A 12,967-nucleotide genomic window follows, 5' to 3' on the forward strand; every position below is an offset into this window, starting at 1 on the left:
GGGAAGGACGCGACCAGTCCGTCATCCAGCCGCAGTTCCGCGCCGGGTCCGGTGCCGCCGAAGGGCCGGGACGGAGCTGTCAACGTTTCAACGCGTCTCCGTGCAGCTGCGGGCAGGGGACGGCGCAAGTGCCGGACCAACCGTCGTCGCATTCGCGGACAAAAGTTGTCCTGAAGACTCTGGCGCGCGGTTGGCCGGGCGCCTACCGTCGAAGCATGACCTACAACCTGCAGATAGTCGTGGACTGCGCCGACCCCCACAGCCAAGCCGACTGGTGGGCCGGAACCTTGGGCTGGACGCTGGAGCAAACGGACCCGGAGTTCATCAAGAAAATGATCGCCCAGGGCCACGCCCGGGAGGAAGACACCATCACCCATAACGGCATGCTGGTTTGGCGGGCCGGCGCCGCTATCTCTCCGCCGGAGGAAAAGGATTTGCCCGACCGCCGACGGATCCTCTTCCAGCCGGTCCCGGAACCGAAAACGGTGAAGAACAGGCTGCACTGGGATGTGCGCCTCGCCGGCGACGACAGGGACGTGGTCCGGGAGCGGCTCGAAGCCCGCGGTGCCAAGTTCCTGTACGACGCCCAGCAGGGACCGTACAGCTGGTACACCATGGCCGATCCGGAAGGCAACGAATTCTGCCTCACGTGAGAGGTTGGTTTTGGGCCCCGGGCTAAACTCGCTATGTGAGCTTTGAGAATTCTGCCCCCGCGCCCGCCACCGCCGCACCGGAAGCCAGCAACCAAGCACGGGCCGCCGTCTTGCCCGCAAAGGTGTCGGATGTCTTCGACCCCGCCCAGTGGCGCGAAGTATCCGGTTTCGATTTCCAGGACATGACGTACCACCGCCAGGTGGAACGCGACGAGTCCGGCGCCGTGCTGCGCGACCTGCCCACCGTGCGCATCGCCTTCAACCGGCCCGAGGTTCGCAATGCCTTCCGGCCCGGCACGGTGGACGAACTCTACCGTGCGCTGGACCACGCCCGGATGACGCCGGAGGTGGCGACTGTCCTGCTGACCGGCAACGGCCCCTCCGCCAAGGACGGCGGGCATTCGTTCTGTTCCGGCGGCGACCAGCGGATCCGCGGCCGCGACGGCTACCGCTATGCCGACGGTGAGACGCAGGAAACCATTGACCCGGCCCGCGCCGGGCGGCTGCATATTCTCGAAGTCCAGCGCCTGATGCGCACCATGCCCAAGGTAGTCATCGCGGTCGTTAATGGCTGGGCGGCAGGCGGCGGGCACAGCCTCCACGTGGTGGCGGACCTGACCATCGCCTCGCGCCAGCACGGAAAGTTCAAGCAGACGGACGCCACCGTCGGCAGTTTCGACGCCGGCTACGGCTCGGCGCTGCTGGCCCGCCAGATCGGCCAGAAGGCCGCCCGCGAGATCTTCTTCCTGGCGCGGGAGTATTCCGCCGAAGACATGGTCCGGATGGGCGCCGTGAACGAGGCCGTGGATCATGATCGGCTGGAGGAGACCGCGCTGGAATACGCCGCCGATATCGCTCGGCAGTCGCCGCAGGCCATCCGCATGCTCAAGTTCGCGTTCAACCTCGCGGACGACGGGCTGGCAGGCCAGCAGGTCTTCGCCGGCGAGGCCACCCGCCTGGCCTACATGACGGATGAGGCCGTGGAGGGCAAGGAAGCCTTCCTGGAAAAGCGCGACCCGGACTGGTCCCGCTTCCCGCGCTACTTCTAGGGCCGCCGGATGAACATCGATCCGGCGCTGAAAGCACTCTCGGCCGCGCTGGCAGGCACGGGCCCCGCCGTCGAAATCACACCCGATGGCACCCCAGAACCGGTTACCTCGGCAGGCCTGGCGCCGGAGACCGCAGCGGTAGTGCGGACCTCAGGCTCTACCGGCACGCCGAAGGCCACCATGCTGGGGATTGATGCGCTCGCCGCGTCCTCGATGGCCACGGCCATGCGGCTGCAGGGCGAGGGCCAGTGGCTGCTGACGTTGAGCCCCAACTATGTGGCCGGCCTGCAGGTGCTGGTGCGTTCGCTCTACGCGGGTACCCGGCCTTGGGTAATGGACCTGTCGGACGGCTTCGCCCCGGAGGCGTTCACCACGGCAGCGGGCGAGCTCACGGACAGGTTCAGGCTGGTCTCGCTGGTCCCCACCCAACTGCACCGGCTGCTCACGGACCCGTCGGCGGAAACAGTCCAGGTGCTGCGGCGCTTCGACACCATCCTGCTCGGCGGCGCCCGGATGTCCGACGACCTTCGCACGGCTGCCCGTAAACATTCACTGCGGATTGTCCGTACCTACGGCATGAGCGAGACCTGCGGCGGCTGTGTTTACGACGGCGTACCGCTGGACGGCGTCCAGCTACGGTTGGATGCTGGCCGGATATCCATTGGCGGCGACATCCTGGCCTCGGGATACCTGGACAATCCCGAACTGACCGACGCGCATTTCAGTACCTTGCCGGACAAGGACAGTGCTGCCCGCCGCTGGTTCCTCACCGAGGATCTGGGTGAAGTGCACGACGGCGTGCTGACCGTCAGCGGGCGCGCGGACGATGTGCTCATCACCGGTGGCGTCAAGATCTCCGCCGCCGCCGTCGCCTCGGCCGTCGAGACCGTCCCCGGGGTGGACGCTGCCCTGGTAGCCGGTGTTGAGGACCCGGAGTGGGGCACCCGGGTGGGCGCCGCCGTCGTCGGTTCTGCCGACGATGAGCTGATCCGCCGGACCGTCCGCGAGGCGCTGGGACCAGCCGCGGTGCCGCGCATCCTCGTGCGGCTGGAGGCCCTGCCGCTGCTGGCCAACGGCAAACCGGACCGGCTGGCCGTGGCGCGGGCACTGCGCGAAGCCGGCTGATACGCGCACGCCGCCGGCGATAAGCGAGAATAGTTCACTGCGGCCGGCACCGGAACCGGTCCGCCGCCATCATCACCGTTCACGAAAGCAGGATCTTCACGTGGCTACAGTTGCCCAATGGATTGAAGGCGCACGCCCCCGCACGCTGCCGATGGCGGCCGCCCCGGTCATCGTGGGCAGCGCCGCGGCCTTCGACCTCGAGGCCTTCGACCCCACGCGGGCTTTGCTGGCGCTGCTGATCGCCCTGCTGTTCCAGATCGGTGTCAACTATGCCAATGACTACTCGGACGGCATCCGCGGCACCGACGATGTCCGGGTGGGGCCCATCCGCCTGACCGCTTCCGGAGTGGCCTCGCCGAAGTCGGTGAAGTTTGCGGCCTTCGGCTGCTTCGGACTGGCATTGCTCGCCGGTTTGGCCCTGATTGTTTTGTCCCAGACCTGGCCACTGCTGCTGGTGGGAGCCGGCTGTGTCATTGCCGCATGGGGCTACACCGGCGGCAGCAACCCCTACGGCTACCGGGGCCTGGGCGAAGTCTTCGTGTTCCTGTTTTTCGGCATCGTGGCGACCATGGGCACCACCTACACCCAGGCCCTGCAGGTCAGCTGGGCTTCCTTCGTGGGCGCGGTAGGCACGGGACTGATCGCCACCGCGCTGCTGATGGCCAACAACGTGCGGGACATTCCCACGGATCGCGAGGTCGGGAAGATCACGTTGGCCGTCCGGCTGGGCGACGAAGCCGCCCGGATCAGCTACGTGATGATGCTGGCCGTTGCCATCCTGCTGCCGCTGGTCCTGGTCAATGAGCATCCGTGGATCCTGCTGGTGCTGCTGCTGGCACCGGTGTGCCTGATGCCCAGCTGGGTCATGCTCAAGGGCAAGAAGCGAAAGGACCTGATCCCGGTGCTCAAGCAGACCGGCATCATCAACCTATGCTTCGCCGTCGCCTTCTCGCTGGGTCTGGCGCTGACCCGGCTGATGTAGCGGTCAGTCCGCCGTCGGCTTATCTTCGCGCTTGGTGTCTTTGGGCTTGCGGTCCGCGTCCACCCGGAGCTCGCCATAGCGGTCCACGGCTTCGTCTTCGGCCATCGCATCCGAGATCTCGGTTGAGGTCCGCAGGGGCGCGGCCTTGCCGGAGAACCGGTGCCGCACTGACTCCGAAGCGGCGTCGCGCATTTCACGGAAGAACAGGTACGTGATGCACCATCCGGCGACGGCAGCCACGAGGGCGGAGAAGATCAGGCCAACGCCCAGCCACATGCAGATGACGAAGATGACTGCAACAATACCCAGCCGCAGAGCGGTAAATTTCCAGAAAGCCACCACACAAGTTTACGCTGTCGGCGCCAGTCCGGTCTCCGCTCGCGCTCAGAGCGGAAAGCCAGCTGCACGAGCAGTGGCGACGCCCCGGCTCAACTACACTTAATGCATGGCCCGTGTCTACATAATGCTCGTTGTACTCGCAGTCGCAATCATTGTTTATGCGCTGATCGAGTGCATCCGCTCGCGGCCGCAAGAAGTCCGCAGCATCTCCAAACCGGGCTGGATCCTCACCATCATCCTGGTCCCGCTCATCGGCGCCCTGCTCTGGTTTGCCTTCGGGCGGCCGCGCGCTTCCAAACAGGCGCAGCAGGCCGCGCCGCGCCGGCCCATGGCACCCGATGAGGACGTCGCTTTCCTGCGCAATCTGGACGTGCAGCGCCGGCAACGCCAGCGCGAGGAAGCGCTGAAGAAGCGCGAAGAGGAACTCAAGAAGCAGGCCAAGGACAAGGGCCGCAGCGGTACCAACCACAGCGGAACGAACCAGGTCAGCGAAGAGGATCCGGAAAATCCGAACACCCCGCGCTGACGGATTACGACGGCGGGCCCTCCTCGCCAGCGCAGCGCTGGCTATCGCTGCGGGGCTGCTGGTCCGGTTCATGGGCAGTGGCACCTGGACCAACCACACCGGCGACGCACTCTACGCGGTGCTGATCTACCTCCTGGTCGCCGCCGTGGCTTCGCGGATCCCGAGTTGGCAGGCCGCCGCGGCCGCATTGGCGGTGTGCACCGCCGTCGAACTCCTCCAGCTTTCGCCCCTGCCCGCCGCACTCGGCGAAATCTTCCCGCCCGCGCGCCTGGTTTTCGGCACTACGTTCGGCATGCTCGACTTGGTTTCCTATGGAACGGGTGTACTGGCAGCTGGTCTGCTGGACGGTGTCCTGTGCCGTCGCCTCGACGTCCGGCGTCCTGGCAGCCGGAGTCTTAGTGGCGCGGTCCCCGCGGAAGCCTCAGGTCAGGATGTGCCGTAGCTAGCGTTCCGGCGCGCGAGCACCGGTGAATGCGTGGCACACAGGACCTACGGATCCGTTCGCTGCTAGGTCGCTGAGGAAGAAACAGGGTCCTGCGCGCTGGTTGCCCAAGGCGCAGGACCCGTTCAGAAAGCTAGTGGGGAGGTCCGCTTACTGGATGCCGGAGTAGCTGTGCAGTCCGGAGAAAAAGACGTTGACGATGGTGAAGTTGAAGACCACGCAGAGGTAGCCGACGATGGACAGCCAGGCGGCCCGGGTTCCGGTCCAGCCGCGCGTGGCGCGGGCATGCAGGTAGCCGGCGTAGACCACCCAGATCACGAAGGTCCAGACTTCCTTGGTGTCCCAGCCCCAGTAACGGCCCCACGCCTTCTCGGCCCAGATGGCGCCCGCCATCAAGGTAAAGGTCCACAGCACGAACGCGATGGCATTCACCCGATAGGCGAAGTTTTCCAGCGACAGGGCCGACGGCACGAGGCGCAGGAAGCCCATGCGCTCCGGCTGGCCGGCGCGGGCGCGGGCTTCCCGGTTGGCCTGCAGCAACTGCAGCACGGACATGGCGAAAGTCAGGGTGAACAAAGCGGAGGCGATCACGGCGATCGAGACGTGGATGATCAGCCAGTAGCTCTGCAGCGCCGGCACCAGGTGGGCCACCGGCGTCGGGAAGCCGATGGCAGCCGCGCACAGCATGATGACAACCAGGCCGATAACAAAAGAGCCCAGGAAGCGTACGTCCTTGCGGGTGAGGACCAACAGGAATACGACGGCGACAATCAAGCCGCCGGTGGTGCAGAACTCGTACATGTTGCCCCACGGCACGCGGTGCGCCGCGATTGCCCGGGAGATCACGCCGGCCGCGTGGACCAAGGCAGCCACGATGGTGACGGCCACGCCGATACGGGCGGCCACGCGGCGTTCCCTGGTGTAGACCATAGCCTCGTCTGCCGTCTCGACGGGGGCGCCGGCCCCTGCTCTTCCAGCAGAACCGGCTGCGGAGCCACCGCCTGCTCCGGCCAGCACCTTCGGCTCGGACTGTTCGCGGGCCAGACGGGATTCGACCGACCGGATGGTCTTGCTGGAGGTTGCCAGGTCCCAGCAGAAAGCAATGAACGCCACGGTGTATGCCATGGCGGCCAGCAGGATGAACAGCTCGCTGTACTGGCCGAGCGTCTCGTCAATGGAGGGCATTGGAGGGGATCCTTAGGAGTTCTTTACGCCGACGGCGCTTTTGTTATTGTCTGCCTGCTGGTCCTGGTTGGCCAGCCATTCCTTCTCGAAGAGTTTGCGCAGGGCCGCGGATTCGCCTTCCAGCCTGGGGTCTTCGCCACGGGCCAGCAGTCCCCACTCAACCATGGTCCGGCCGTCCTCGTGGGTACCGGCACGAACCCAGACGCGGCGGCGGCCGATGAACAGGGAGGCGCTCAGGCCGATAATGGCGAGCGTTGAGAACACCAACGCGCCGGCCTGGCCCGGGTCGTGGTCGACGTCCAGGGCGACGTAGCGCTTCAGTCCGTCGAAGGTGACGCTGCCCAGTCCGTTCGGCAGCTCGTAGCTTTCGTAGGCGCCTAGGGAGAATTCGCCTGCTTCGTCTTCGCCGTCGCTCATCGATGTCAGGGTGGAAGTGTCGAGCACAAAGACGTTCTTCGGGTCGCCTTCGTCCAGGCCGAGGTCGCCGTAGTAACCGTTCAGGTAGAGCCGAGGGTTGAACGGATCCGGGTCGCTGCCTACGGCCACGCCATCGGAACCTTCCACCGCGGTGGGCAGGAAGAAGCCCACAAATCCCAGCTGTTCCGGCTGGGCGTCCGGGACCTTAATGACCATGGTCGAGGTGTAAGCGCCGTCGTTCGGCACCGACACCACGGGACCCTGCAACGCGATGTTGCCGTCGCCGTCGCGGATCGTCACGACCGGTGCATAGCCGTTGCCGACCAGGTACACGCTCGTTCCGCCAATGGACAGCGGTTCGTTGACCTTCAGGGTCTGCTGTTCCGGTTCCGCCTCGGGCGATTCCTTGGTGGTCAGGACCGCAGTGAAGTCCAACGGCTGGCCGTAGTGGGTGTCCGATTCACGGTCGAAGACCACGTCGAAGCTGTCCAGCTGCAGCGAATACGGCTCCAGCTGGTCCTCGTGGAAATTGCTGCCCGGGGAGAAGTTGTCGTAACCCACCAAAGTGTTGACGAAGGACTCGCCTTCGACAATGATCTTTTGACCGCGGTAGCCGAACAGCCCGCCCACGGCGACGGAGACCAGGACACCGATCAGCGAGACGTGGAAGACCAGATTGCCGATTTCCTTCAGGAAGCCGCGCTCGGCACCCACGGAAGGCATCGCGCCGTCCTTGCCGCGCACCTCTACCCGGTATCCGCGGCGCTTGAGCAGCCGGGCGGCATCGTCGACGGCGGATTCGCGCGTGACTTCCAGGTTTGACGGCAGCGCCATCGAACCGTATTCCGGCAGCCGGGAGAGCCGGCGCGGGGTCCGCGGCGGCTGGGAGCGCATGGCCTTCCAGTGCTGGATGGCGCGCGGGACCACACAGCCGATCAGGGAAATGAACAGCAGCAGGTAGATCGCCGAGAACCAGACCGACGAGTAGACGTCGAACAGCTGGAAACGGTCCAGCCAGGGACCGGTTTCCGGGTTGTCAGTGATGTATTGGGTGACGACCGCGGGATTCGCCGGCCGCTGCGGGAACAGCGAGCCCGGCACTGCGGCGACGGCCAGCAGCAGCAGCAGGAACAGCGCGGTGCGCATGCTCGTCAACTGGGTCCAGATCCAGCGCAAGGTGCCGACGAAACCCAAGGCGGGCAGGGCGACGTCGTTCTTCGCCGAAGGCATTTTGTCCTTCATCGCCGGGCCCCACCCGCGGGCGGCATCCGCCTTGCCCGCGGGCCCTGCCTGCTCCGTGCCAGGGGTCGGGGGTGTCTCGGACGCGGGCGTCTCGGGAGTCTTAGGTGTTTCGCTCATCAGATGGGGAGCCTCACTTCATTTGCGAACCAGTCCTGCAATTGCGTTACCCAGGTTCCCCACATCCCGCTGGCCATCAGCACACCGAGAACAACCAGCAGTGCCCCGCCTGCCCGCTGCAGGAACAGGCGGTGCTTGCGGAAGAATGCCATGGCGCCCATGCCCCGCCGCACGCCGAGCGCGATCAGCAGGAACGGTATGCCGAGCCCCAGGCAGTACACAAAGGCCAGGAAGGCGCCCTTGGTCGCGTCGGCGCCGCCGGAATATGCCAACGCCTGGACGGCGGAGAAGGTGGGTCCGATGCACGGCGCCCAGCCCAGGCCGAAGGTCATCCCAAGCACCGGGGCGCCCCAGAGCCCGGCCGGCGGGCGGGAATGGATCTTGCGGTCGCGCTGGAACCAGGACAGTCCGCCCATGAAGATCACGCCCATCGCAATAACGACGACGCCGAGCGCCTGCGTGACCCACGCGGCTTCCGATCCCTTCAGCCAGGCTCCCAGTTGCCCGAACACCGCTCCGATGGCCACGAAGACAATGGAGAAGCCGAGCACAAACAGGCCGATGCCGGCAAGCATCCGCCCGCGGCGCTGGCGTTCCAGATCCACGCCGGTCAGTCCGGTGACGTAGCCCAGATAGCCCGGCACCAGGGGCAGGACGCACGGGGACAGGAAAGACACCAGCCCCGCCAGCATGGCCACGGGGATGGCCAGCAGGACGGAACCGTTCAGGACGGTGTCGCCGAAGGCGCTGCCGATGCTCAGGGGGACGTAGGCCGCAGTCAGTTCCACGGTCAGGCGGCCGCTGTGTCTCTGATCAGCGCTTTCAGCGTGCCCTTGTCCGCGACGCCCAGGATGCGGGCAGCTACCCGGCCTTTCTTGTCGAGCACGAGCGTGGTGGGGACGGCCTGCGGCGGGACGTAGTTGGTCATCGCCAGCAGGATGCCGCCGTCCTTATCTTGAAAACTGGGGTAGGTCACGCCGAAATTGCGCTCGAAGGCTTCCGCCGTTGCCCGTTCGTCGCGGATGTTCACGCCGTAGAACTGCGCCTTGTCGGCGAACTCCTCGCTCAAGGCCTGCAGGTCCGGGGCTTCCAGCCGGCACGGTGCACATGCGGCGTACCAGAAGTTGAGCACAGTGACCTGGCCGGCGAAATCGGCGGCCTCCACGGTGGTTCCGTCGAAGAGTTTCCCGGAGAGCTGGACCGGTTCACCGCGGGTGGCGGCGTCGTATTCGGTCACCGAGCCGTCCCCGGCGATGTAGTTTTTGTTATCGCCGGCATTGGCCTGCTGGGCGAGGGAATCCTCCACCGTGCAGGCGGCCAGGGGCAGGGCAAAGACCAGTCCCGCACCAAGCTTGAGCAGGGAACGACGGTTGAACGGCTGGGGTGTTTGGGCAGTCACAATCACACTTTTCTTCGTGGGCTGGGAAGTATCCCACTTCTACAACGCGTAGTAATTCTATTACGCTCCCGGGATATTCGCCGCACCGGGCAAAAGGTCGGCGCTGGGCTCGCAATATTCGACCCCGACGAGGCGTTCGCCGTCGAACTTCAGGCTGGTTACCGAGGTCAAAGTACATTGCCGGCGGCGGGGGTCGTGCCACAGCCTGCGTTGTTCCGCTGCCAGCCGCGTCACCCAGATGGGCAACTGATGGCTCACCAGCACTGCTTCGGCACCTTCTCCGCCGCGTTCGACGGCGGCGTGCCGGGCATCCTGGACCGCTGCCATGACCCGGGCGACCTGTCCGGAGTAGGGCTCCCCCCAGGACGGCAGCATCGGATTGCGCAGGTACCTCCAGTGCCGCGGATCCCGCAGGTGCCGTTTAACGTCGGAGAGGCCCTCGAAGTGGTTCTCGGCTTCGATAATCCGCTCGTCGGTCACGATCTCCAGGCCCAACGCCGCGGCAGTTGGCTGAGCCGTCTCCTGTGCGCGGGTAAGCGGAGAGGCCACCAGATAGCTGATCTTGGCACCACCTTCGACCCGCTGGGCGAAGAAGTCCGCCGCCCGCTGGGCCATCTCACGTCCGAGCTCGGAGAGACGGAAATTAGGCAGCCGGCCATAGAGGACGCGGTCCGGATTATGGACCTCGCCGTGGCGGAGTAAATGCACAGTGGATAGGGGCATGGTCTTAATTCTCTCAAAGTCAAGGGGATTGCCCAAAGCCGGAGGGCGTGGCAACAATGGGCACTGAGTGAAGATCTGCTGCTCAGCCCTGATGGAATCGTTTTTCCCACCTAAGGAGATCGTTATGACATTGCCCCAAGGTCTGGCTCAAGGCGTCTGGACTCTCGACCTGGCGCACAGTGAAATCGGCTTCACCGTCCGCCACGCCGGAATCAGCAAGGTCCGCGGCCGTTTCACAGATGCAACGGCCGAGGCACGTGTTGGCGAGTCGCTCGCGGAGTCCACTCTGCACGCCACGGTCAATACAGCCAGTTTCGAGTCCGGCGACGCCAACCGCGATGCCCATGTCAAGGGACCTGACTTCTTCGACGTCGAGGAGTTCCCGGAAATGACTTTCGTCGCCACAGGCGTCGAAGGCGACGGCGAGGACTACACCGTTACCGGCGACCTGACGATCCGCGGCACGACCAAGCCGGTGGAAGTCGAGGTGGAGTTCACCGGCGTGGCTGTCGATCCGTTCGGGGCGACCAGGGCCGGGTTCACCGGTGAAACCGAAATCAGCCGTAAGGAGTTCGGCCTGACCTGGAACGCGGCGCTGGAGGCCGGCGGCGTGTTGGTCAGCGACAAGGTGAAGATCAACCTGGATGCGGCACTGGTCAAGCAGGCCTGAGCTGCCCGATCCGATGCATGGATTTGCCCGGCCGGGACAGCTGTTCCGGCCGGGCAAAATCATCCTTCAGAGCTAGTCCCTGCCGGTATGTCTGCGCTGTAGGGTTGCAGTAGGAGCTGTCCTGTTCTGCCTTGTCAACGCGGTACCGGCGGCTATCTGCAGTGTCGATCGACAGAAGAAGGATGCGACCATGTCCACTCCCGCAAACAATCCAAATCCGTCCGAGAAACCGGACCAGCAACCGGGACAGTCCGGCGAGAACGGCGACGTCGCACCCCGCTACGGACAGAACTCGCCCTACGGCCAAAACACGCCGCAGTACGGACAGAACTCGCCCTACGGCCAGCAGCCCGGCCAGCCCGGCCAGCCCGGCCAGTACAGCCCCTACGGACAAAACCAGCCGTACGGACAACAGCCCTATGGCCAGAACGCCCCGTCTCCGTACGGGTACCAGAATGCACAGCCCGGCCAGTACAGCTATCCGAGCAGCCAGCCCCAAGGCGGTGCAGGGAAGCCCGAAGCTCCCAAAGAAGTCATGATCGCTTTCTGGCTGATCATCGCGGCGGCCGCGCTGACCGCTATCGAGATCATCATTTCTTTGGCAACCATGGACACTGTGCTTGCCCAGCTGGCGGATGATCCGGCTGTCCGGGATGCTGTGGCCCAGACTGGCGGCCAGATCAGCGAACAGGAATTCATCGACATGGCCAGCGGTATGGCCGGCGTGGTCATGGTCGTCGTCGGGCTTATCGGCATCGGACTTTATCTGATGGTTGCCTTCGGTGTAAAGGCCGGCAAGAACTGGGCCCGGATTACGGGTACGGTGTTCGCCGCGCTGTCCCTGCTCGGCATTATTCCGTTTGGACTGCACACCCTGACGATCCTGCTCGGCATTGCCGCCGTCGTGCTGCTGTTCATGCCGCCGTCGAGCAACTTCTTCAAGGCAGTGGCGGCACGCAAGTTCGGCATCTACGGCCGCTGACGTTTCCTACTGTGCCTTGCGGGCGCGGGTTTCGGAGTCCAGCTCCGATTCCTGCGCCCGTTGTGCGTGGTAGGCCAGGATCTGCAACTCGGTGGCCATGTCGACCTTCCGCACCTGCACGTGCGGCGGCACCTGCAGCACAACGGGAGCGAAGCTCAGGATGCTGGTGATTCCGGCAGCGACGAGCTTGTCGCAGAGTTCCTGTGCCACACGGCCCGGAACGGCCAGCACGACCATGTTCGCGCCGGTCCGGTGCAGCACGGTTTCCAGGTCGGCCGTGTTGTGGATTTTCAGACCGCCGATCTCGGTTCCGATGATCGACGGGTCAGCATCGAAGATGGCCGCAACTTCGAATCCACGCGTGGTGAAACCCGAATAACCTGCCAGAGCCCTGCCGAGGTTACCGGCGCCGATGATGGCGACGCGCCATTCCTGGGTCAGCCCCAGCCGGGCGGAAATGGTCCGCGTCAGCAGCTGCACGTCATAGCCGACGCCGCGCGTGCCGTAGGAGCCGAGGTAGGACAGATCTTTGCGGAGCATTGGGGATTTGACCCCGGCGGCTTCGGCGAGTTCCTCCGATGAGGCACGCTCCACCCCCTCGGCGAGCAGAGAGTTCAGGGCTCGCAAGTAGATCGTCAGCCGCGCAACAGACGCCGGCGGAATAGTGCGGCCCGAACTTTCGGGATTCCCAGCGGTACCGGGAAGATCCTGCGTGGTCACGATGTGGCTCTCCATTGCTAGCTGTAGTCCCACTTTAGGCGCTGGGCAAAACGGCAACCAATCGGCTCTGCTGGATCAGGACGTCAGCAGGCGCCGCAGCCTCTCGGGGTCGATGCGCCAGAAATCTCGCTGCACGCCGTCGATCATGACCACCGGAATCTCCTCGGCGAACCGCCGTTCCAGCTCCGGATCCTCCAGAATGGACTTCTCCTGCCATTCCAGGCCAAGGTCATCGGCAACTGCCGAGACAGTTTCCCGGGCCGCTTCACAAAGGTGGCAGTCCGGCTTGGTGAGCAGCACCAGTTCATGGCTAGGGCAGGGAGCAGCTGAATCCGTCATAGCTAACAACGTAACCCCACCGGGTCAGGAGTCAATAACCAGACACTGCCCGCCCTC

Annotated in this window: 16 protein-coding genes; 8 read left to right on the forward strand and 8 right to left on the reverse strand. The window is 65.0% G+C overall.

The genetic code is table 11. The annotated features are described in order from the left end of the window. The first annotated feature begins 215 nt into the window (after nucleotides 1–215). The 4 genes from J5251_RS19825 to J5251_RS19840 all read left to right on the forward strand — a co-directional run bounded on the left by J5251_RS19825 (nucleotide 216) and on the right by J5251_RS19840 (nucleotide 3,809). Complete coding sequence (locus tag J5251_RS19825; RefSeq protein WP_139004592.1) at nucleotides 216–653, forward strand: VOC family protein; 438 nt, start codon at nucleotides 216–218, stop codon at nucleotides 651–653. Nucleotides 654–763: 110 nt separating this feature from the next. Continuing rightward, a complete protein-coding gene (locus J5251_RS19830) occupies nucleotides 764–1,702 on the forward strand; it encodes a 1,4-dihydroxy-2-naphthoyl-CoA synthase (protein WP_139004647.1) in 939 nt (312 codons plus the stop codon). Between the two features lie 9 nt (nucleotides 1,703–1,711). Further along, on the forward strand, nucleotides 1,712–2,827 hold the full coding sequence (locus tag J5251_RS19835; RefSeq protein ID WP_139004591.1) for an AMP-binding protein: 1,116 nt from the start codon (nucleotides 1,712–1,714) through the stop codon (nucleotides 2,825–2,827). 100 nt (nucleotides 2,828–2,927) lie between these two features. Continuing rightward, entirely contained in the window at nucleotides 2,928–3,809 is an 882-nt protein-coding gene (locus J5251_RS19840) for a 1,4-dihydroxy-2-naphthoate polyprenyltransferase (protein ID WP_139004590.1), read from the forward strand. 3 nt (nucleotides 3,810–3,812) lie between these two features. Here the strand turns inward: J5251_RS19840 and J5251_RS19845 are convergent, their stop codons facing one another. Beyond that, the gene (locus J5251_RS19845; protein WP_139004589.1) at nucleotides 3,813–4,148 is read right to left on the reverse strand and encodes a DUF4229 domain-containing protein; all 336 of its coding nucleotides are present in this window, start codon (nucleotides 4,146–4,148) and stop codon (nucleotides 3,813–3,815) included. 106 nt (nucleotides 4,149–4,254) lie between these two features. On the opposite strand from J5251_RS19845, the gene J5251_RS19850 reads away from it, so the two are divergent. After that, a complete protein-coding gene (locus J5251_RS19850; protein WP_139004588.1) occupies nucleotides 4,255–4,674 on the forward strand; it encodes a PLD nuclease N-terminal domain-containing protein in 420 nt (139 codons plus the stop codon). Nucleotides 4,675–4,744: 70 nt separating this feature from the next. Next, a complete protein-coding gene (locus J5251_RS19855; protein ID WP_139004587.1) occupies nucleotides 4,745–5,116 on the forward strand; it encodes a DUF2809 domain-containing protein in 372 nt (123 codons plus the stop codon). Nucleotides 5,117–5,266: 150 nt separating this feature from the next. Here the strand turns inward: J5251_RS19855 and ccsB are convergent, their stop codons facing one another. The 5 genes from ccsB to J5251_RS19880 form a co-directional block, all read right to left on the reverse strand. Then, nucleotides 5,267–6,301: a c-type cytochrome biogenesis protein CcsB gene (gene ccsB / locus J5251_RS19860; protein ID WP_139004586.1), complete on the reverse strand. Its 1,035-nt coding sequence runs from the start codon at nucleotides 6,299–6,301 to the stop codon at nucleotides 5,267–5,269. Between the two features lie 12 nt (nucleotides 6,302–6,313). Next, nucleotides 6,314–7,960, reverse strand: coding sequence for a cytochrome c biogenesis protein ResB (resB, locus tag J5251_RS19865; protein WP_244250969.1), 1,647 nt, complete (start codon nucleotides 7,958–7,960; stop codon nucleotides 6,314–6,316). A 116-nt stretch (nucleotides 7,961–8,076) separates the two neighbouring features. Then, complete coding sequence (locus tag J5251_RS19870) at nucleotides 8,077–8,769, reverse strand: cytochrome c biogenesis CcdA family protein (RefSeq protein ID WP_418202250.1); 693 nt, start codon at nucleotides 8,767–8,769, stop codon at nucleotides 8,077–8,079. 98 nt (nucleotides 8,770–8,867) lie between these two features. Further along, nucleotides 8,868–9,482: a TlpA family protein disulfide reductase gene (locus J5251_RS19875; RefSeq protein ID WP_139004584.1), complete on the reverse strand. Its 615-nt coding sequence runs from the start codon at nucleotides 9,480–9,482 to the stop codon at nucleotides 8,868–8,870. Nucleotides 9,483–9,536: 54 nt separating this feature from the next. Then, nucleotides 9,537–10,199 carry a histidine phosphatase family protein gene (locus J5251_RS19880; protein WP_139004583.1) on the reverse strand — a complete coding sequence of 221 codons (663 nt, stop codon included), beginning with the start codon at nucleotides 10,197–10,199 and terminating at the stop codon, nucleotides 9,537–9,539. A 124-nt stretch (nucleotides 10,200–10,323) separates the two neighbouring features. On the opposite strand from J5251_RS19880, the gene J5251_RS19885 reads away from it, so the two are divergent. Both J5251_RS19885 and J5251_RS19890 read left to right on the forward strand, forming a co-directional pair. Beyond that, the gene (locus J5251_RS19885) at nucleotides 10,324–10,869 is read left to right on the forward strand and encodes a YceI family protein (RefSeq protein ID WP_139004582.1); all 546 of its coding nucleotides are present in this window, start codon (nucleotides 10,324–10,326) and stop codon (nucleotides 10,867–10,869) included. Between the two features lie 190 nt (nucleotides 10,870–11,059). Beyond that, entirely contained in the window at nucleotides 11,060–11,851 is a 792-nt protein-coding gene (locus J5251_RS19890) for a hypothetical protein (protein WP_139004581.1), read from the forward strand. Nucleotides 11,852–11,857: 6 nt separating this feature from the next. Here J5251_RS19890 and J5251_RS19895 read toward each other — a convergent pair whose 3' ends face one another. Further along, complete coding sequence (locus J5251_RS19895; RefSeq protein WP_244250734.1) at nucleotides 11,858–12,571, reverse strand: redox-sensing transcriptional repressor Rex; 714 nt, start codon at nucleotides 12,569–12,571, stop codon at nucleotides 11,858–11,860. Nucleotides 12,572–12,646: 75 nt separating this feature from the next. Next, nucleotides 12,647–12,910: a glutaredoxin family protein gene (locus J5251_RS19900; protein WP_139004579.1), complete on the reverse strand. Its 264-nt coding sequence runs from the start codon at nucleotides 12,908–12,910 to the stop codon at nucleotides 12,647–12,649. Nucleotides 12,911–12,967: the final 57 nt, after the last annotated feature.

The organism is Arthrobacter crystallopoietes, assembly GCF_017603825.1.
Taxonomy (GTDB): Bacteria; Actinomycetota; Actinomycetes; order Actinomycetales; family Micrococcaceae; genus Crystallibacter; species Crystallibacter crystallopoietes_B.